This is a genomic window from Synechocystis sp. IPPAS B-1465, from assembly GCF_003015225.1.
In the GTDB taxonomy this organism is placed as follows: domain Bacteria; phylum Cyanobacteriota; class Cyanobacteriia; order Cyanobacteriales; family Microcystaceae; genus Synechocystis.
In genome coordinates, this window is record NZ_CP028094.1 from 1,632,212 (window position 1) to 1,651,188 (window position 18,977).

20 protein-coding genes are annotated in these 18,977 nt (G+C 45.1%); 14 read left to right on the top strand and 6 right to left on the bottom strand.

Annotated elements, in window-relative coordinates; all coding sequences use genetic code 11:
• The first annotated feature begins 27 nt into the window (after positions 1-27).
• From C7I86_RS07695 to C7I86_RS07735, 9 genes are all read left to right on the top strand, one after another.
• Positions 28-1,020 (top strand): glycosyltransferase, encoded by a 993-nt coding sequence (locus C7I86_RS07695; RefSeq protein ID WP_010872681.1) that lies wholly within the window; start codon positions 28-30, stop codon positions 1,018-1,020.
• A complete protein-coding gene (locus tag C7I86_RS07700; protein ID WP_010872682.1) occupies positions 1,017-1,664 on the top strand; it encodes a cyclase family protein in 648 nt (215 codons plus the stop codon). The genes C7I86_RS07695 and C7I86_RS07700 overlap by 4 nt, the downstream gene beginning before the upstream one ends.
• Before the next feature lie 13 nt (positions 1,665-1,677).
• Positions 1,678-2,355, top strand: coding sequence for an acylneuraminate cytidylyltransferase family protein (locus C7I86_RS07705; protein ID WP_010872683.1), 678 nt, complete (start codon positions 1,678-1,680; stop codon positions 2,353-2,355).
• Entirely contained in the window at positions 2,352-3,308 is a 957-nt protein-coding gene (locus tag C7I86_RS07710) for a phosphoglycerate dehydrogenase (RefSeq protein WP_010872684.1), read from the top strand. The genes C7I86_RS07705 and C7I86_RS07710 overlap by 4 nt, the downstream gene beginning before the upstream one ends.
• Before the next feature lie 2 nt (positions 3,309-3,310).
• On the top strand, positions 3,311-4,060 hold the full coding sequence (locus C7I86_RS07715; RefSeq protein ID WP_010872685.1) for an SDR family NAD(P)-dependent oxidoreductase: 750 nt from the start codon (positions 3,311-3,313) through the stop codon (positions 4,058-4,060).
• A 21-nt stretch (positions 4,061-4,081) separates the two neighbouring features.
• Positions 4,082-4,876, top strand: coding sequence for a 6-hydroxymethylpterin diphosphokinase MptE-like protein (locus C7I86_RS07720; protein ID WP_010872686.1), 795 nt, complete (start codon positions 4,082-4,084; stop codon positions 4,874-4,876).
• A 119-nt stretch (positions 4,877-4,995) separates the two neighbouring features.
• The gene (locus C7I86_RS07725; RefSeq protein ID WP_020861766.1) at positions 4,996-5,853 is read left to right on the top strand and encodes a glycosyltransferase family 2 protein; all 858 of its coding nucleotides are present in this window, start codon (positions 4,996-4,998) and stop codon (positions 5,851-5,853) included.
• 696 nt (positions 5,854-6,549) lie between these two features.
• Positions 6,550-7,125 (top strand): hypothetical protein, encoded by a 576-nt coding sequence (locus tag C7I86_RS07730; RefSeq protein WP_010872688.1) that lies wholly within the window; start codon positions 6,550-6,552, stop codon positions 7,123-7,125.
• A 266-nt stretch (positions 7,126-7,391) separates the two neighbouring features.
• Entirely contained in the window at positions 7,392-7,844 is a 453-nt protein-coding gene (locus tag C7I86_RS07735; RefSeq protein ID WP_010872689.1) for a DUF29 domain-containing protein, read from the top strand.
• 39 nt (positions 7,845-7,883) lie between these two features.
• Here C7I86_RS07735 and C7I86_RS07740 read toward each other — a convergent pair whose 3' ends face one another.
• The 3 genes from C7I86_RS07740 to C7I86_RS07750 all read right to left on the bottom strand — a co-directional run bounded on the left by C7I86_RS07740 (position 7,884) and on the right by C7I86_RS07750 (position 10,206).
• On the bottom strand, positions 7,884-8,813 hold the full coding sequence (locus C7I86_RS07740; RefSeq protein ID WP_010872690.1) for a glycosyltransferase family 2 protein: 930 nt from the start codon (positions 8,811-8,813) through the stop codon (positions 7,884-7,886).
• An 80-nt stretch (positions 8,814-8,893) separates the two neighbouring features.
• The gene (hemB, locus tag C7I86_RS07745) at positions 8,894-9,877 is read right to left on the bottom strand and encodes a porphobilinogen synthase (RefSeq protein ID WP_010872691.1); all 984 of its coding nucleotides are present in this window, start codon (positions 9,875-9,877) and stop codon (positions 8,894-8,896) included.
• 230 nt (positions 9,878-10,107) lie between these two features.
• Entirely contained in the window at positions 10,108-10,206 is a 99-nt protein-coding gene (locus C7I86_RS07750) for a cytochrome b6 (protein ID WP_010872692.1), read from the bottom strand.
• Positions 10,207-10,287: 81 nt separating this feature from the next.
• Between C7I86_RS07750 and aroB the strand changes: the two genes are divergently transcribed.
• The 4 genes from aroB (at position 10,288) to C7I86_RS07770 (ending at position 15,269) form a co-directional block, all read left to right on the top strand.
• Positions 10,288-11,373 carry a 3-dehydroquinate synthase gene (gene aroB / locus C7I86_RS07755; protein WP_010872693.1) on the top strand — a complete coding sequence of 362 codons (1,086 nt, stop codon included), beginning with the start codon at positions 10,288-10,290 and terminating at the stop codon, positions 11,371-11,373.
• 137 nt (positions 11,374-11,510) lie between these two features.
• The gene (locus tag C7I86_RS07760) at positions 11,511-14,696 is read left to right on the top strand and encodes an efflux RND transporter permease subunit (protein ID WP_010872694.1); all 3,186 of its coding nucleotides are present in this window, start codon (positions 11,511-11,513) and stop codon (positions 14,694-14,696) included.
• Between the two features lie 73 nt (positions 14,697-14,769).
• Positions 14,770-14,943: a hypothetical protein gene (locus C7I86_RS07765; RefSeq protein WP_020861768.1), complete on the top strand. Its 174-nt coding sequence runs from the start codon at positions 14,770-14,772 to the stop codon at positions 14,941-14,943.
• Positions 14,944-14,984: 41 nt separating this feature from the next.
• On the top strand, positions 14,985-15,269 hold the full coding sequence (locus tag C7I86_RS07770; RefSeq protein WP_020861769.1) for a type II toxin-antitoxin system VapC family toxin: 285 nt from the start codon (positions 14,985-14,987) through the stop codon (positions 15,267-15,269).
• A gap of 17 nt (positions 15,270-15,286) precedes the next feature.
• On the opposite strand, the gene C7I86_RS07775 is transcribed toward C7I86_RS07770, so the two are convergent.
• From C7I86_RS07775 to C7I86_RS07785, 3 genes are read right to left on the bottom strand one after another with little or no spacing between them, the layout of a single operon-like run.
• Positions 15,287-16,045 carry a hypothetical protein gene (locus C7I86_RS07775; protein ID WP_010872695.1) on the bottom strand — a complete coding sequence of 253 codons (759 nt, stop codon included), beginning with the start codon at positions 16,043-16,045 and terminating at the stop codon, positions 15,287-15,289.
• Between the two features lies 1 nt (position 16,046).
• Positions 16,047-16,520: a hypothetical protein gene (locus C7I86_RS07780; protein ID WP_010872696.1), complete on the bottom strand. Its 474-nt coding sequence runs from the start codon at positions 16,518-16,520 to the stop codon at positions 16,047-16,049.
• A complete protein-coding gene (locus C7I86_RS07785; RefSeq protein ID WP_010872697.1) occupies positions 16,513-17,049 on the bottom strand; it encodes a hypothetical protein in 537 nt (178 codons plus the stop codon). Before C7I86_RS07785 ends, C7I86_RS07780 begins: the two co-directional genes overlap by 8 nt.
• A gap of 445 nt (positions 17,050-17,494) precedes the next feature.
• Between C7I86_RS07785 and C7I86_RS07790 the strand changes: the two genes are divergently transcribed.
• On the top strand, positions 17,495-18,964 hold the full coding sequence (locus tag C7I86_RS07790; protein ID WP_010872698.1) for a TldD/PmbA family protein: 1,470 nt from the start codon (positions 17,495-17,497) through the stop codon (positions 18,962-18,964).
• The last annotated feature ends 13 nt before the right edge of the window (positions 18,965-18,977 follow it).

Here is an 18,977-nt window from a genome sequence, read left to right on the forward strand (position 1 = left end):
TAAATTATTCACTCTTTTCACACCAGAATGCCCCTTGTCTCCCTAATTATTCGTTGTTACAACGAAGAAAAACACATTGGCCGCTTGCTCAGCGGCGTTATGCAGCAACAGGGCATCGACTACGAAATTATTATCGTGGACTCCGGCTCAACCGACGCCACCGTCAGCATTGCCCAACGCTATCCCATTCAACTCATCAGCATCGACCCCCAAAACTTTTCCTTTGGGCGCTCCCTCAATCTCGGATGCCAACAAGCTAGCGGTGAATATCTAGTTTTTGCCAGTGCCCACGTCTATCCCGTTTACCAAGACTGGCTTAAACAACTGATTGCCCCCCTGCAAACCAATCCCCAGATTGCCCTCAGCTACGGCAAACAACGGGGCAACAACCAAACCCAATTTTCCGAACATCAAATCTTTGCCCAGTGGTTCCCCGACCAAGCTCAGATTCCCCAAACCACTCCCTTTTGTAACAACGCCAATGCCGCCATTCGCCGTGACCTGTGGCAAAAATATCCCTACAACGAAGACCTGACCGGCCTAGAAGACCTGGACTGGGCCAAACGTCTTATGCAAGCCGGTTATCAAATCGCCTACGTCCCCGACGCCGAAATTATCCATGTCCACCAAGAAACCCCTCAACGGGTCAGAAACCGCTACCGTCGAGAGGCGATCGCCTTAAAACAAATTTTTCCAGAACAAACCTTCAGCCTAGGGGATTTTGTGCGCCTTACTGTCAGTAATACCCTGAGCGATTACTATTACGCTTGGCAAAGCCAACAACTAATGACCCAACTATGGGCCATTCCCCAATTCCGGCTCATGCAATTCTGGGGAACCTATCAGGGCTATCACCAAAACAATTCCCTCAATCAGCAACTGCGCCAAACCTTCTATTATCCCCGCCCCATCAACACCATCACCCCCAACGTCCCCAGCAAAGACGCACTCAAAATCAACTACGCCCAAAGCGATACCCAGCTAGTGCCTGACCCCTCTCCTCCTTCCCCCCATCAATGACTGCTTACCACCTAATTGATATTTCCGTCGCCGTTCATCCGCAGCTTCCCCGCTGGCCAGGCAGTCCCGCCATCGAATTTCAGCCAGAACTAGACCTTGCCAACGGCGATATTGCCACCGACACTACTATTCACATGAGCGTTCACACCGGAACCCATGTGGATGCCCCCAGTCATTTTCTCCAGGGCGGTAAAACCGTTGAAACCCTGCCCCTCGAAACCCTCCTTGGCCCCGTCACCGTCATTGACCTCAGCCACGTCGATGCCATTGAACCCCACCATCTCGCCCAAGCCCCCATTCCAGATAGAACCCAGCGCCTGCTCATCCGCACCCGCAACTCCCTGCACTGGCAGCAGAATCAATCCGAATTTGACCCCAACTTTGTCGCCCTCACCGCTCAGGCCGCTCAATGGGTCGTTGAGCAGGGAATAAAATTAATTGGCATCGACTACCTATCCGTCCAACGCTTCCGCGATGACGCCACCACTCACCAAATCCTACTGGGGGCAGAAGTGATTATTATTGAGGAATTAAACCTCTACGCTGTCCAGCCTGGAGAGTATGAACTCATTTGTTTACCAATTAAGCTCCAAGGCTTAGAAGGCGCTCCTGCTAGGGTAATTTTAAAGACAGTCTCTAACTAATTTGTCAGACTCAATGAACTCTGTAAAAATTGCGGCCCTTGTTCCCATGCGCCATGACAGTGAGCGAGTCATCGGCAAAAACTATCGTTCTTTTGGCGGCAAACCCCTTTACCATCACATTGTTCAAGCACTACTCGACTGCCCTGAAATCGAACAGGTCTGTATTGACACTGACAGCCCCTTTATCCTCGACGATGCCCCCCAACAGTTTCCCAAAGTGCAGTGCTTAGTGCGTCCTGAACCTCTACGCTCAGGCATGACCTCCATGAATGCGGTTTTGGCTAACACCCTTGCACAGATTGACGCCGATTTATATCTACAAACCCACAGCACCAATCCTTTGCTGAAATCCAGCACCATCAGCCAAGCCATTCAGCAATTATTGAATTCTCCCCAATATGACAGTTTATTTGGCGTTACCCGTCTGCAAACTCGCCTCTACGACGCCAATGGTAATGCCGTTAACCATGACCCCGACATTTTGCTAAGAACCCAAGACTTACCCCCAATTTACGAAGAAAATTCCAACCTTTATTTATTTACCAAAGACGTCTTTACCCAACGACAAAACCGCATTGGCAATCATCCCATTCTGTTTGAAATTGACCGGGATGAAGCCTGGGATATTGATGAAGAAGTGGACTTCCGCATTGCCGAAATGATGTATTTTTACCAACAAGAAAAATCATGAAATGGAAAGTTTTAGTAACCTGTCCCCCCATGCTCCATACCCTAGAGCATTGTCAAACCCGATTCGAGCAAGAACAGTTAGACGTGGTTGCCCCAACCATTACCCAACAGTTATCCGAAGCTGAACTCTGTGAACAAATTGCCGATTTTGATGGGGTAATCGCCGGGGATGATCCCTTTACCGCAAGAGTGTTAACTATCGGCAAACAAGGCAAACTAAAAGCACTGGCCAAATGGGGCATTGGCGTTGATGCTATCGATTTAGCCGCCGCAAAACAGTTGGGAATTTTGACATCCAATACCCCCAATGTCTTTGGTGATGAAGTGGCCGACGTGGCGATCGGTTACCTAATTCTCTTGGCAAGGGAATTGCACTGCATTGATCAAGCCGTTCGGCAAGGGGAATGGTTGAAGATTCGCGGCCACTCCCTCCGGGGTAAAACAGCCGGCATTATCGGGGTAGGCAGTATTGGTCAGGCGATCGCCGTTCGTTTACAAAGTATGGGGCTGAAATTGTTAGGCTATGACCCACATCCCATTAGCGCCGACTTCTGTGAGCAAACTGGATTGCATCCTGTACCGCTGCAAGATGTATTACAACAGGCGGATTGTTTGTTTTTAGCCTGTAATCTTACCCCAGATAACTTTCACCTCCTGAATGCAGATACCTTTGACCAGATGAAACCCGGCGTTTGGCTCATTAACGTTGCCAGGGGAGGATTAGTGGATCAAGCAGCACTCATAGAAACATTGCAAACTGGAAAAGTCGCTAAGGCAGCCCTAGACGTGTTTGAGCAAGAACCCTTGGCGGCCGACAGTCCCTTAACCCAACTGCCCCAGGTAATTCTGGGATCTCATAATGGTTCTAATACCCGAGAGGCAGTTCTCAAGGTGAATCAGTTGGCCATTGATAATTTGGTGCGGGACTTACAACGAGCAACATCGGGAGACTAACCATGAAACCAGTTGTTCTTATCACCGGTATTGCTGGGGGGATCGGTCAGGCGACAGCCGAACTTTTTGCCCAACAAGGTTGGCTCGTGACGGGAATTGATCGTCAAGCTGACCCAAAATGCCCTTATATTGACCACTATCAACAAGCTGATTGCGGCGATCCTAAAGCCCTTGCGGCTGCCTTTGACAATTTGGTCGGGGAAACCCAAAATCTCCATAGTTTGATTAATAATGTCGCCCTGCAAATTTGTCAGCCAATTCTCGAAACCTCCCTAGACGATTGGGATCAAGTAATGGCGGTTAATCTCCGGGCCGCGTTTCTTTTGGCAAAAATGTCTCACCCATATCTCCAACAAACCCACGGGAGTATCGTTAACATTAGTTCAGTTCATGCGCTGGCGACCTCCGCCAATATTGCTTCCTATGCCGCCTCTAAAGGTGGGTTAATTGCCTTGACCCGAGCCATGGCGATCGAATGGGCCGCTGATCAGATTCGAGTTAATGCCCTATTACCGGGGGCCGTAAATACCCCCATGCTGAGGGAGGGTTTGAGTCGTGGTCATTTGGTGGAACAATCCCCCCAGCATCAACTCCAAGAATTAGGGTCTAAAACTGTGATGGGTCGTGTCGGGCAACCGTCTGAAATCGCTCAGGCGATCGCCTTTTTAGCGGACAATGAGCAATCTAGCTTCATGACTGGGCAAACTATAACTATTGACGGCGGGGCGATCGCACGCCTCAGCACCGAGTAACTTGTTTCCGAGCTCAATTCCATGACGAAAAACACAACCGTAGAGCGTTTGCCAGACGCTAATCCTTATCGGTATGGTTTAGCAGAAATTTGGCGCAGACTTAAATGGGATCTGACTCCTGAATCATGGCGATCACGCCACAGACTTAAGCAGTATGAAAATCAATATGTAGGTCAAAAAGCTGTCATTGTTTGTAATGGCCCCAGCTTGTTACAAACAGATTTTTCATTGCTTAAAAATATTTATACTTTTGGTCTAAACAAAATCAACTTACTTTTTGATAAATCTGATTTTCGCCCATCTTGTATTGTTGCGGTAAACCCCTTGGTAATCGAGCAAAATGCAAGTTTTTATAACAACACCACAATCCCCCTTTTCATCAACAGTAAGCACACATCCCTGATTAAACCTAGAGAAAACATTATTTTCCTTCACTCAACAGAACAAATTAAATTTGCTCAAGATTGTTCAATCAGCTTATTTCATGGATCAACTGTAACCTTTGTCGCTATGCAGTTGGCATTTTATTTTGGATTTTCAAAAGTTGCTCTTATTGGATGCGATCACTCATTTAGAATGACAGGTTTACCTAATGAACAAGTCACTACGGAGCAAGAAGACCCCAATCATTTTGACCCTAAATATTTTGCAAATGGTGTTCAGTGGCACTTGCCAGACCTCTTAGGAAGTGAAGTAGGATATACTATGGCTAAGTTTCATTTTGAACACAATAATCGAGCAATTTACAATGCGACAGAAGGTGGAAAGCTAGAAATTTTTCCTCGATTGTCGCTTACAGATTTCATAGACTTGTAATTCAGAAAAACTAATTGAATTTCCACATTTATCTTAATACAAAGAATTAGTAGATTCCCAAGATACCTAGCGTAAACTTCTCAATTGAAGACAAAGAATATTATTAATTCATGTTTTTCATGCAAAATACTAAGTCTATTTATATTATCATTCCAGTTCATAATCGTCGAGAAGTTACATTACAATGCTTGACAACTCTAAAGCTTAACGAGGATTTAGATCAGTATAGGATTGTTGTTGTTGATGACGACTCAACCGATGGCACAAGAGAAGCTGTTAACGCTCAGTTTCCACAGGTAATTGTTTTAGAAGGAGATGGTAATTTATGGTGGACAGGAGCAGTCAAGATGGGAATGAAATACGCCTACGAACAGGGTGGTGAATTATTTATCTTGCTCAATGATGATTGTTATCCTCAAATGGGAACTATTTCTAAATTACTAAAAAAAATCGACGAAAATCCTAATTCAGTTATTGGCGTTCAATGCCTTGATCCAAAAAGCAAAGAACCAAGCTATGGCGGAATCCTTACAAATAATAATAAATTACAAGTCGTGAAAATTTTCCATACTTTTAATAGCATGACTGATTGCGACGCTTTAAATGGTAATTTGCTGGCAATTCCTCGTAATATTGTTGATAAAGTTGGCTTTCCTGATGCAAAACGATTTCCTCATCATTTTGGAGATTTTGTTTACACTAATCGAATCAAAAAAGAAGGCTATAAACTTTTTTTATGTAATGATATAGTGGCGTTATGCGAATACCATTATAATGGCTTGTCAAAAAAGTCCAGCCAGTTTAACCGTTTTCAAGAGCTATTTACTCCTACATCTCAATTTTACTGGAAAACAGAAATGAAGGGTTATATCGAGTTATTTGGTATTAAGGGCATAATTATATATCTACATAAGCGTTGTTTATTGTCCTCATTAAAAGTGATTTTTTTACTTCTCGATCAAAAACTAACTTTGTGATACCCCCTACTACAAATCCCTATTCTATCTCCACCGCATCAAAAGCTTAATCAAAGAAATCGGCAAAACTTGGCTACCCTAGCCCCAATTAACCTTGTCTGGCCCATAATTAAACATAGAACTACATCGATTATGGCTCCTGATGTTAACATCAGAGAGAATAATAGAAACCGCATTCCCTCCTAGTAATCCGTCCGATTATTTTAGCAATCCGGTCTTTGCTGACCTAGGCAAATTAGGAGAACTATTATCATGAATGAGCTATTGGAATTTACATCGCTAGTCTGGACTATCCTAACGTCAGTGGTGCTGAACACCTAGAGCTATTAAATATTCGGGATCAAATTGGAGAAATTGTTAACATATTTAGCCTACGAGAAAAAAGAAAATTACGAGAAGCAGATAAAAAATGTTAATTAACATGGCAACTACTTATCAAAAAATTTCTCGCTTTATTGATTTATCTAACTATCGAAATGAGCATGAGATTTCCCCCCATCAATGGTGGTGGTATTTAGATGTTTTATCCTTTCTTCCTGATGACATTAGCTCCAATGTAGCCTGATCAAAAAAACTTAAAACCTAGACCTTTTAGCATTGGCGATCAGCAAACTCAGTAAAACCTGGCTACCCTAGCTCCAATTAACTCTCCCTGTCCCAAGATTAAGATAGAACTGCTCTCTCGTTTCCCGTCTCATGGCCACCACCCCCCAAGAAGTCTGGCAACTCCTCGGCGAACTTGCCCAGGCCCAAAAAGAAACCGAACGCCTCCTCAAAGAACAGTCCCAAGAAGCGGATCGTCGTTTCCAAGAAACTGAACGACTCTTAAAAGAACAAAGCCAACGCCTACTTGGCCAACTTGGTAACCGCTTGGGAGAGTTTGTCGAATACCAAGTGCGACCTGCCGCCGTTAGACTGTTCCGGGAACGGGGCATTGACGTTCATGAAATTTCCACCGACCTATCCGTTCAAAAAAATGGTCAAGGGCTAGAAATTGATCTGTTAGTAGTTAATGGCAATGAGGCGATCGCCATCGAAGTGAAAAGTAAACTAGACAAGGAAGATGTAGATGAACACCTAGAACGAATGAGTAAATTTAAACGACTCCTACCCCGCTATCAACCTCTCAAAATACTAGGAGCCGTCGCCGCCATGGTAGTGCCCAACCAGATTGCCAGTTACGCCTACCGTAAAGGACTCTTTGTTATTGCCCAATCTGGCGACGATCTGATGATTTTAAATGATGCTAAATTCCGCCCTAAAGCTTGGTAGTCCACCGTCTCAAAATAATGAATTTCCATCTGCCTCAGCTTTTACCCTCGGCGATCGACAAACTCGGCAAAACTTGGTTGCCCTAGCCCGTTCCTACCCAGCCCAGAATGGAAATAGACCTACTGATGGGGGGTTTTCGGTAAAAAAGCTACACTAAACTAAGACTAAGGCTAGGCATCACCATATAACAAAACCAACTTAACTGGAATCACCCAAATTCAGCCCAAATGCTGTAACAACAACCAATAACTAATTTCCTAAAAACGATGATTTCTAACCCTTCTGTCCCAAGCCTTTATGAAGACGATTATGTCGCTTGGTTAGATACTACCCTTAACCAACTTAAAAACCATGACATCGAACAGCTTGACTGGGACAATTTAACTGAGGAAATAGAAGCATTGGGACGGGAACAACGCCACAAAGTCGAAAGTTATTTACTCCGACTACTGATTCATTTACTACTTTATCAATATTGGCACTCTGAAAAAGAATGGTCAGGGAAAGGTTGGGAAAAAGAAATTGATAACTTTCGCTTAGAACTAGATCTACTGCTAGAGTCCAAAGTCCTCTTTAATCATCTCACGACAATTCTGGAGAAGGATTATCAAAAAGCCCGCAAAAGTGCCATTCGCAAATCAAAATTGTCCCCTGAAATATTTCCATTGGCTTGTCCCTATATCCTAGAACAAATCCTCGATCCCGACTGGCTACCTTAACAATTGAAAAAGTCATTTACTCCCATTGAAAAATTGGTACTACGTCAAAGAAAACAACCCTCTCAAAAATCGCCATTTAACTGGACAGGACAACGACTTCAACTCCGGTAAATCAAACAATCCCATCACCTGTTTAAACTCCCGCCAGCGCCGCCGCCGCAATTGTCGCCACGCCCCCGCCAAAATATATTGATGAAAGAATAATCCTTTGCAAAACTCGATATCCCTTGTCGTCAAAATATTTAACTTCTCCAATTCCCCAAACAACCTCAGCAAAATATTCACCGTTTCTCCATGAAATGACCCCATGGTGAGTGCTTGGCCATGTACCCGATAGGCCACCGTGGCTTCCCGACAGCAATACACTCCATACCGGGCAAACAGCCGCATCCACATTTCCAGATCACAGGGTTCCCGCCAGTCCGGATTGAAATAACCCACCTCCGTGAATAAGTCCCGTCTAATTACCATGGCCGGGAAACGGACAAACGAAGAATCTGAAAAAAGCCGTATTAATGCATCGTGGGGGGGCAAAAGTTTATCTTGTCTAAACCCTTGCCGTTTCACGACCCGTTCTTGGGCATCCACCACCCGGACTCCAAATAATAAAACTGGGGATGAGCTCCCCAACTGCCGCAACTTATTGACCAGCAGACCTAATCCCTGGGGCAAAAAAAAGTCATCGTCGTGGAGAACCATCACATATTGCCCCGTTGCCCATTGAATAGCCCGGTTCCAGTTCTGGGCCATGCCCAACGGTTGTTGATGGTGTTCATAGCACCAAGATCCCGACCAATTTTTTAACACCTCACTGGCGATCGCCTGGCCCTGATCAGTGTCGGAATCATCGGTAATTACTATTTCTATATCACTCCCTTCACCCACGGCGATAGACTCCAAACCCCGCTGGAGCCAGTTAGGGCGGTTATAGGCAGGAATACAAATACTTAACAAAGGTGCTTCAAGCATCGCTTTCCTTTTTCCTCGTCCGCCCCATCCATAGCCAAGCTCTCTGAAATTCGGACCAATCTATTGCCGAGATTATGGCCCTAGTCCTGTAGCCAGCGGGCCGCATCCTTAGCATGGTAGGTCAAAATCAAATCTGCCCCGGCCCGTTTAAAGCTGGTGAGGGTTTCCAGGGTAACTTTTTGTTCGTCAATCCAACCGTTTAGGGCGGCCGCCTTCACCATGGAATACTCCCCAGACACGTTATAGGCCGCCACTGGTAAATTGGTCATTTCCTTAATGCGCCAAATAATATCCATATAGGACAAAGCCGGTTTGACCATCACCATATCCGCCCCCTCTAGCAAATCCAACTCCACTTCTTTCAACGCTTCCCGACTATTGCCTGGATCCATTTGGTAGGTCCGGCGATCGCCGAATTGGGGAGAGGAATCCGCCGCATCCCGGAAGGGGCCGTAATAGGCCGAAGCATACTTAGCCGCGTAGGACAGAATGGGAATATTTTGGAAATCATGGTCATCCAAGGCTTCCCGAATCGCCTGGACAAAACCATCCATCATCCCCGAGGGAGCAATGACATCTGCCCCAGCATTAGCTTGGGAAACAGCGGTTTTTTTCAACAATTCCAAGGTGGGGTCGTTCAATACCCGGCCGGTCAAATCCCCCGTTTCCAGATAGCCACAGTGGCCATGGTTGGTATATTCACACAAACAGGTATCGACAATTACCACCAAATCTGGCACCGCTTTTTTCACCGCTTCCGTCGCCTTTTGGACAATGCCGCAATCATGCCAAGCTCCCGTGGCATCGGTATCCTTATCTTCGGGAATACCAAACAGAATAATGGCCGGAATGCCTAAATCCCGTACTTCTTTAGCTTCGTCAACAATTTTATCCACCGACAGTTGGTACACTCCAGGCATGGAAACTACTTCCTTGGCAATGGCATTACCAGGAACGGCAAACAAGGGATAGATCAAATCATTGACGGTGAGGGTATTTTCCCTGACCATGCGGCGAAGAACATCAGTTTGGCGCAGGCGACGGGGACGGATGGTGGGAAACATAATGGTGCCTAAATATTTTGCTTAATGGATTTTTTTAAAGTTTTTAAAGTAAAAGTTCAGCCTTAGGGATTAGTTAGTGCTTGATTAACGTTGCTAATTGACTAGTTTTTGCCCCCAAGAACTGGTTAAGGTGCCAAATTCCGGCAATGGTTTGAAGCAGAATTCGGTCAGCCCTGGGGAAAAGCCTGGCAACCCAACCCAGACCAGTTCTCAGTTAACCTGAAGATGGGTTAGATCAGCTTGACAAACCGCAGACCGTAAAGCAGACCAAGGGTGACCCCGGTAAAAACAGCAATATAACCAATAAAAATGCCTACACCAGCGGCCATAATTTTGTTCCTCGCTTTGATAAAAACGTTGTAATTGTTTGCTATTGTACGATCCAGCGCCACCGATTGAACCAGCAACTTATGGCCACCACTATCCCCGTTCCCCTGCCCCAGTCCCCCTATCAAGTACAGATTGTGCCGGGAGGATTAGCGGCAATTGCCGACCATTTAGCTCCCCTTGGTTTGGGCAAAAAAATTATGGTGGTGTCCAATCCGGAAATTTATGACTACTACGGCGAAGTAGTGATCCAAGCCTTACAAAGGGCTGGCTATGAAGTTTTTCAGCATTTAATTCCCGCTGGGGAAACCCATAAAACCCTGGCTTCCATTAATGAGCTTTACGATGTCGCTTTCCAGGCCAATTTGGAGCGGAATTCCACCCTGCTGTCCCTGGGGGGAGGTGTCATCGGTGATATGACGGGGTTTGGGGCGGCCACTTGGCTCCGGGGCATTAATTTTGTTCAGGTACCCACTTCCTTGCTAGCCATGGTGGATGCTTCCATTGGCGGCAAAACGGGGGTGAACCATCCCCAGGGCAAAAATTTAATTGGTGCTTTTTACCAGCCGCGCTTGGTGTATATTGACCCCGTTGTGTTAAAAACCCTACCGGAACGGGAATTTCGGGCAGGGATGGCGGAGGTAATTAAATACGGAGTGATTTGGGATTCAGAATTATTCACAGCCCTAGAAGAAGCGGAAGATTTGTCTAGCATCGATCGCCTGCCGGACGAATTATTAACCAAAATCATCCAACGTTCCTGCCAAGCTAAAGTGGATGTGGTCAGCCAAGACGAAAAGGAAGCGGGATTACGGGCCATCCTCAACTACGGTCATACTGTCGGCCATGGGGTGGAAAGTCTAACGGGCTATGGAGTGATTAACCACGGGGAAGCAGTGGCCATTGGCATGGAAGCGGCGGCCAAAATTGCCCATTACCTAGGACTTTGTGACCAATCCCTCGGCGATCGCCAACGGCAATTATTGCTTAAAACTAAATTACCCACGGAGATGCCCCCAACCCTGGCGGTGGAGAACTTGCTAGCGAGTTTACTACACGACAAAAAAGTCAAAGCGGGCAAGGTTCGTTTCATTCTCCCCACGGCGATCGGGCAAGTAACTATCAGTGATGCTGTCACCGACGAAGTTATTAAGGCAACCCTAGGCTAATAAGTAAAACTGTAATCCTGGGGGACTGAAGATCAGCCCAAGGTGGGGTTAGGCAATTGTTAAAGATATGTAACAATGTGGCAGAGTCGGCTGGAGATTGAGCCAGTCTGTGCCAACCAATCGCCTTTTTCCCCGCCATGTTCGTTGATTTTTTCATTAAGCGCCCTGTTTTCTCCAGCGTTTGCGCCATCATCATTTTGCTGGTGGGGACGATTAGCATTTTTAGCTTACCGATCGCCCAATTTCCGGAAGTAGCCCCAACCACCATTCAGGTTAGTTCCAACTACAGCGGGGCCAATGCGGAAGTGGTGGAAAGGGCCGTCACCGACATTTTGGAGCGGCAGATCAACGGGGTGCAGGGGATGAGGTACATTTCCTCTACCAGCAGTAACGATGGCACCAGTAGCATCACCGTCACCTTTGACCGGAGCCAGAATAAGGACATTGCCGCCGTCGATGTGCAAAACCGCGTGGCTCTGGCAGAACCGCAACTGCCGGAAGCAGTGAGAAGAACGGGGATCAGGGTTAATAAAGAATCCAACGCCCTACTGTTGGGCATCGGCATCACTAGCCCCGATGGCGAGTACGACAACGTTTTTTTGAGCAACTACGCCGATCGCTATCTGGTGGATCCCATCCGTCGGCTGGAAGGAGTGGGGGATGTACGGATTTTTGGGGAAAGGCTCTATGCCATGCGCCTCTGGGTAGATCCAATGAAATTAGCGGCCCAGCAGTTGACCATGGCGGACCTGAGTCGAGCTTTGCAGGAACAGAATTTACAGGTGGGGGCTGGACAGATTGGAGCAGAACCAGCACCCCCAGGTCAAGAATATCAATTGGACTTGCTCGCCAGTAGTCAATTAGTAGAAGTAAAAGATTTTGAGGACTTAATTGTTAAATCCGGGGCCAGCGGCTCTGTGGTTAGATTCAAAGATATCGGTCGGGTGGAATTGGGGGCCCAAAACTACAATAGTTTTTTACGCTTTCGGGGCGACGAAGCGGTGGGGCTAGGTATTTACCAATTGCTGGATAGTAATGCGTTGGAAGTAGCCCGTTTGGTGAAAGACGAAATGGCCCGTTTGGCTCAAAACTTTCCCGAAGGTATTGAATACAGCGTTGCCTTTGATACCACGGAATTTGTGCAGGAGTCCCTCTCGGAGGTGGTGGAAACCCTGCTCATTGCCGTCGTTCTGGTAATCCTGGTAATTTTGGTCTTTCTGCAAGACTGGCGATCGGCCTTAATTCCCGCTTTAACCATTCCCCTGGCTTTAATTGGTACTTTTGCCTTTGTCAAAGTCTTTAACTTTTCCATTAACAGTTTGACCCTGTTCGGTTTAACTCTGGCAACAGGGTTGGTGGTGGACGATGCCATCATTGTGGTGGAGCAAATTAGCCGTTTTATCAAAGTTAAACACGAAGATCCCCAAGAAGCGGCCCAGGAGGCCATGGGGGAACTGACGGGGGCGGTCATTGCCACTTCTTTGGTATTGATGGCAGTGTTTATTCCAGTGGCCTTTTTTCCTGGAACGACGGGGGCTTTATATCAACAATTTGCCCTTACCATTGCTTTTTCCATTCTTCTATCTACTTTCCTGGCCTTGACGCTGACCCCTTCCCTCTGCGCCCTGTTACTGCGGGAAGGCCAAGAACCACCGGCCTTTATTGCCGGATTTTTCAACTGGTTTAACCGGGTACTAGACATTATCAAAAACGGTTATGGCAATGTGTTGGGCAAATTAGTCAATCTGCGGGCATGGGTAATTGGCGTATTTGTTCTGTTACTTGGGGCCACCGCTTGGTTGTACGTCACTGTGCCCACTGCCTTTTTACCGGAGGAAGACCAGGGTTATTTCATCACCATTATCCAAGCTCCCCAGGGGGTTTCCCTGCAATACACCAGTAGGGTAATGGCCCAGGTGGAAAAGGAATTGCTAGCGGTGCCAGAAGTGACGGCGACCTTTGCAGTGGGAGGATTTAGTTTTAGTGGTAATAGCCCCAACCAAGGGATTATTTTTACCCGGCTCAAACCTTGGGGGGAACGGACTGCTCCTAATCAATCGGTGCAGGCCATCATCGGTCAGATGTTTGGTAAATTTTCCCAAATTCCCGAAGCCAATATCATTCCCATTAACCCACCTCCTATAAGGGGTTTGGGGCAATTTGGTGGGTTTGATTTCCAGTTACAGGATTTACGGGTGAATAGTGAACTGGACACCATGGTGGGCACGATGGGGGAAATCCTGGGGGCGGCCAACCAAAATCCGGCTTTAACCAGGGTATTTAGTACTTTCCAAGCTAATAATCCCCAGTTAATTGTCAATGTCAACCGCAACAAGGCTAAAAGCTTGGGGGTGCCGGTGGACCAAATTTTCCAAACCATGGAAACGGCGTTGGGTTCGAGCTATGTGAACGACTTTGTTCTGCAGGGCCGCACCTATCGGGTTTACCTCCAGGCCGATGAGCAGTTCCGCAGTAGCCCGGAGGATATTAATAGCCTTTATGTTCGCAGTGAGTCCGGCACCATGATTCCCATGGCTAATTTGGTCACTGTGACCCAGGGGGTGGGGGCACCAATTATTACCCATTACAATCTCTTCCGCTCGATCGCCATTACGGGGTCAGCTAACTTTGGGGTGAGTACGGGGCAAGCCATGAATGCCATGGCGGCGATCGCCCGACAGGTCATGCCACCGGGGTTTGATTTCCAATGGTCGGGTATTTCTTTGGAGGAAATGGGTTCCCAGGGCCAGGCTCCCCTAATTTTTGGCTTAGGTTTGCTGTTTGTATTTTTGGTACTGGCGGCTCAGTATGAAAACTACATTGACCCGGTGATTATTCTGCTCAGCGTCCCCCTGGCTATTTTGGGAGCTTTAACGGCCCAAAGTTTACGGGGTTTCCCCAATGACGTGTACTGCCAAATTGGTTTGGTGATGTTGATTGGTCTTTCCAGTAAAAACGCCATTTTAATTGTGGAGTTTGCTAACCAGTTACGGGCGGAGGGTTATCCCATTGCTAAAGCTGCCCTGGAAGCATCAAAGGATCGTCTCCGCCCCATTTTAATGACCGCCCTTTCCACTCTATTTGGTATTTTTCCCTTGGCGATCGCCACTGGTGCGGGGGCCGGTAGTCGGCAAGCATTGGGTACAGCGGTATTTGGCGGGATGTTGGTGGCCACTTTCCTCAGCCTATTTGTAGTGCCAGTTTTATACATTGTGGTCAAAACTATCAGTGGAAGGCTTTTGGCACCCAAATCCACCAACCCCGAGCCTAGCCCCGAAATCGAATCCCACACCCCAGCCCCAGCGTCCCAAAGGAATAGCTAGAATATGTGGGAAGAAAATAAATCTGGTCTTATTGTTACGGCAGGCTTTTTGAGCAGAATTCAGGGTTTAGCCAATGAATCTCGACACCATTCAGCAAGATATTGCAGAACTTCCGCCTGAAGCCCAAGAAATTGTTTTTGACTTAGTCAAGAGTCTTAAAAAAGATCATGTTGCAAATTTGCCGGTCTCTTCCACAGACTGGTCAGATTTTATTGGTTGCATGGATGCAGAATCTGAATCTTTCTAGGAAATATAAAGCTTATTTGCATCACGAATTAGAAAAAAAATATGATCATTGTTGATACTGGCTTTTGGCTTGCCCTAGCTAATAAAAATGATGAGTTTCATATTCCGGCAGTGAATCTGTTTTATTCCCTACAAGACGAGCAGTTTATAACAACTTGGTGTGTTATGACTGAAACTTGCTATCTACTGCAAAATCGGGTTGGAATTCATGCACCGCAGAGATTTATTAGAAAAATTGGCTTAGGAAAACTCAATATCTTTGACATTAAACCTAGCCATTGTTCTCGCATTGAGCAACTTATGACGAAATATCGTGACTTGCTATAGGGCTTCGTGTTTATAATCTAGTTGCTTACCTCTGTATTTGAGCTTCGGAGTTTTTTTATTTCCTCTTTAGAAAAACCCAAAGAATGGAACTGGGATAAGTGTCTTTCTATGAATTTCTGTCCACTGCTTGTTAAAATGTCAATATTTTGATTAAGTAATTTAATATCAGAATTAAGTTCTAGCAAAAAATTATGTGCTGTATTGATTATGTTTGCTAGGCGTTGATCAACTGCATTAATTAAGATTTTTTTTGATAATTCATTATCTCCAAATTCTTTTTCAATACGCATTAAATCCTTCATAGCCTCCTGCATGGCTGCATCCTGTAATTCTTTATATTTTATAGTTCTTTCATATACTAAGTCTTGAGCTTGTTTTCGTAGACCAAGCTGGATGCTCCCAATCATATTAATTGCATCAACATTTAACTGAGTTAGCTCCCGTTGTAGTCGCATCATCGCTTCAGATACGGCTTTCATTCTTTCAAATTCAGAATCTTTTCTGCATTCCTCAATTTCAGCTATTATTCTTACAATTTCAGTTTCTTTCTTTATTTGTAAGTCGATATCTGCTTCTTGCCTTTTTAACTCAAGATTGAGATTATACTCTTTTTCCTTTTGTTTGTTTTCTGCGTCAATGTTTATTTTGCCAATTTCTCTTTGATATTCCCATCTACGTAGAGGCTCACTGGCCCAATCCGTTGCAAGTTTAACTGGCGCGTAAATGATATCATCAAGTTTGTCAAACATTCCAAATATTTTTGATGTAATACCCATTTTAACCTCTCAGTTTGTTAATTTCCTTTTCAAAAAGGATTTTGTCTTTTTCACATTGTAATTGCAATCGATTGTAAGTTTGTTTCGATTTATCTCCAATTTTTAATATTTCATCCAAGGCATTCATCTTTATATCTAATATTTCCAAGACTAATGAAGATTGATTATTGTTGATATTTGGCAAGCTATACGCATCTACAAGTAGCAAGAAAATTTTTACATAGATGGATGGATTCAAATAATAATTTTCATCAGAAAAATACCTATTTTCTTTCAGCAAATGCCAATATGAGTTGAGCCAAACGATGAAATACTTTTCAATTGAAAGGGAAATTAACTGTTTATCTTCCCTATATCTAAAGCTCGGTAAGTAAATAGTAGGCTCTTCATTCAAAAAATCATCAAGAAGATTTTTCCGCATAGCTCTAAGTGAGCTTAAAATGATTTGATAATCTTCCTGAATATGATTATTCATCGTTAAGATTATCTGGTGCTTTTGCTTGAGTTGATTTTTTTAGTTCTTTTTTAGCCTCACTTTTTAAGATTCCAATTGTATCAATTACTTGATTGGCTGCTAATTCAGAACTAACATCAAGGCTTTTCGTATAGCTTTTAACTAACTCTTGAATCCAAGCTGATGCAATGTCGGCATCAACTCCAGAATTTTTTAGAGTTTCACAAACTTCTCGTAGTCCATAGGTGAAAAACTGCGAACGCTCACGTCGTAAATCTTCTTGAATAGAATTAGCAAATTTTATTTCGTCTTTATGTTGCTGTAAAAGTTCAAGATAATGTTTTTCATATTCATACAAAATGGATAGTCTATTATCGTTTTCAATTTCCGTAATTAAATTATAAATCTCCTTAAGTAATATTTGTTTCTTGTTGCTATCTAGCTCAATCTTCTCAATACAAGCGTTAAGTCTTTCTTCGATTTTTTTGATTTCCATATTTTTGCTTGATTTGTGTAAAATTACCTGGTCTGAAGTCAAATTATTGGTCACATCTACATCAGCTCGAGTCCTTTTTTGAGAATAAACTTCGTGATCTTTACTTTTTTAAGACTTTCTTTGATTTCTTGTTGTATTTTAGATAAAAAATTAATCACTGGTTCATAGTCGGACATCAGTGTAGAATTTTGAGACCTTTTCGTACAGTGATTCTAAGGTAAAAAGTAGAGTTCTAAAAACTTTGTTACTTAGAAAACTGCGTTTACGAGATTTTTTCGTCCCCCCTATATGAACTAAGTATTATAACTATTCTATGTTTATCGACTTTGGTCTCCAATTTACTGGAAGTAATTTTAACTTATTTTTACTGATCATCTTAAAGATAGTAAAAAAACTTTACAAATTAATATCTACTGTCTTCTCGGCTAGAGTCAAACCTTACACTGAGTTGGTTAGAATACATTAAGAAATATTTCACTCATTCCTGAGAAAAATTACTATGCCTCCTACTCTGCTCCTCTCCCAGGATTTACCCAGCCTCAACTACACCACCCCTGGCGATCGCCTCGATGGTAGATGGCGGGAATCTCTATCCACATTGCTGGGTTTGGGCAGGGCCGCCGGAGCGGATTTTGTTGAGTTTTTCCTCGAAAAGGTCAATTACGTCAGTTGCCTAGCGGAAGACGATGCCATTACCAGCCTCACCCCCCGACTCTCCAGTGGTTGCGGTGTCAGGGTTTATAAAGGCAAAGGCGACTGCTACGTTAGCACCAACGATATTTCTTTCAATGGTCTCCGCACTGCGCTGGAAAAGGGTTTGTCAATTTTGGGCTTAACCTTACCGGCGGGCCAATCCTTTGTACCTGAACTGAACTTGGAAATGTTGCGGGACTATGCCGGAGCCAAGGAAAAGGATCAATGGTTACACCGTTGTAGCCCCATGCAGGAAATGAGCGATATTTTGCTGGGAGCTAACCAAAAATTAGACCACTATGCTAGCCATGCCCAATCCCGACGGGCCGCCTATTTTCGCGATTGGCAGGAGGTTCTGGTAGCCGCTAGTGACGGCACCTTTGCCCGGGACATCCGCCTGACCCAATCCGTAGGATTTTCCCTTTTTTGTGCTGATGGCGAACACCGCACTTCCATCGGTAAGCGTTCTGGGGACACCAGTAATCCCGACTATCTACGCACTTGGGACGCAGAAACCTCTGCCCAGGAAGTCGCAGAATCCGCCGGGAAAATGCTCTACGCTGACTACGTGGAATCGGGCAATTATCCCATCATTATGGCCAACCAATTCGGAGGGGTTATTTTCCACGAGGCCTGTGGTCATTTGTTGGAAACCACCCAAATTGAACATAAAACTACTCCTTTCCTCGATAAAAAAGGGGAAAAAATTGCCCATGAAAACCTCACTGCTTGGGATGAAGGGCTGACAGATAACGCCTTTGGCACCATTGATATGGACGATGAAGGCATGCCCACCCAGCGCACTTTGCTGATCGAAAATGGCATTTTGAAAAATTTCATCGCCGATCGCACCGGTTCTATTCGCACTGGCCATCCCCGCACCGGCAGTGGTCGCCGCCAAAGCTATGCCTATGCGGCCGCTTCCCGCATGCGTAACACCTACATTGCCCCCGGTAATTATTCAGTGGATGACATTTTTAATTCCGTCGAAAAGGGCATTTACTGCAAGCAAATGGGGGGCGGTAGCGTGGGAGCCACAGGGGAATTTAACTTTGCGGTTTCTGAAGCTTACCTGGTGGAAAACGGCAAGTTGACTAAACCCCTCAAGGGCGCAACGTTAATTGGCACGGCCACGGAGATTATGAATAAAATTTCCATGTCTTCCCAGGATTTGGGACTAGCGGCGGGATTCTGTGGTTCCGTCAGCGGCAGTGTCTATGTCACCGTCGGGCAACCCCACATTAAGGTTGATGGTATTACGGTGGGGGGACGTTAGTTTTCCTGGGAAT

Bases quoted from the DNA above. Each gene is read 5' to 3' on its own strand.
- C7I86_RS07705 (WP_010872683.1), top strand. From the start codon at position 1,678: ATGAACTCTGTAAAAATTGCGGCCCTTGTTCCCATGCGCCATGACAGT.
- C7I86_RS07775 (WP_010872695.1), bottom strand. From the start codon at position 16,045: ATGGGTATTACATCAAAAATATTTGGAATGTTTGACAAACTTGATGAT.
- C7I86_RS07740 (WP_010872690.1), bottom strand. From the start codon at position 8,813: ATGCTTGAAGCACCTTTGTTAAGTATTTGTATTCCTGCCTATAACCGC.
- C7I86_RS07720 (WP_010872686.1), top strand. From the start codon at position 4,082: ATGACGAAAAACACAACCGTAGAGCGTTTGCCAGACGCTAATCCTTAT.
- C7I86_RS07695 (WP_010872681.1), top strand. From the start codon at position 28: ATGCCCCTTGTCTCCCTAATTATTCGTTGTTACAACGAAGAAAAACAC.
- C7I86_RS07770 (WP_020861769.1), top strand. From the start codon at position 14,985: ATGATCATTGTTGATACTGGCTTTTGGCTTGCCCTAGCTAATAAAAAT.
- aroB (WP_010872693.1), top strand. From the start codon at position 10,288: ATGGCCACCACTATCCCCGTTCCCCTGCCCCAGTCCCCCTATCAAGTA.
- C7I86_RS07710 (WP_010872684.1), top strand. From the start codon at position 2,352: ATGAAATGGAAAGTTTTAGTAACCTGTCCCCCCATGCTCCATACCCTA.
- C7I86_RS07760 (WP_010872694.1), top strand. From the start codon at position 11,511: ATGTTCGTTGATTTTTTCATTAAGCGCCCTGTTTTCTCCAGCGTTTGC.
- C7I86_RS07700 (WP_010872682.1), top strand. From the start codon at position 1,017: ATGACTGCTTACCACCTAATTGATATTTCCGTCGCCGTTCATCCGCAG.
- C7I86_RS07735 (WP_010872689.1), top strand. From the start codon at position 7,392: ATGATTTCTAACCCTTCTGTCCCAAGCCTTTATGAAGACGATTATGTC.
- C7I86_RS07780 (WP_010872696.1), bottom strand. From the start codon at position 16,520: ATGAATAATCATATTCAGGAAGATTATCAAATCATTTTAAGCTCACTT.
- C7I86_RS07730 (WP_010872688.1), top strand. From the start codon at position 6,550: ATGGCCACCACCCCCCAAGAAGTCTGGCAACTCCTCGGCGAACTTGCC.
- C7I86_RS07750 (WP_010872692.1), bottom strand. From the start codon at position 10,206: ATGGCCGCTGGTGTAGGCATTTTTATTGGTTATATTGCTGTTTTTACC.
- C7I86_RS07725 (WP_020861766.1), top strand. From the start codon at position 4,996: ATGCAAAATACTAAGTCTATTTATATTATCATTCCAGTTCATAATCGT.
- C7I86_RS07765 (WP_020861768.1), top strand. From the start codon at position 14,770: ATGAATCTCGACACCATTCAGCAAGATATTGCAGAACTTCCGCCTGAA.
- hemB (WP_010872691.1), bottom strand. From the start codon at position 9,877: ATGTTTCCCACCATCCGTCCCCGTCGCCTGCGCCAAACTGATGTTCTT.
- C7I86_RS07790 (WP_010872698.1), top strand. From the start codon at position 17,495: ATGCCTCCTACTCTGCTCCTCTCCCAGGATTTACCCAGCCTCAACTAC.
- C7I86_RS07715 (WP_010872685.1), top strand. From the start codon at position 3,311: ATGAAACCAGTTGTTCTTATCACCGGTATTGCTGGGGGGATCGGTCAG.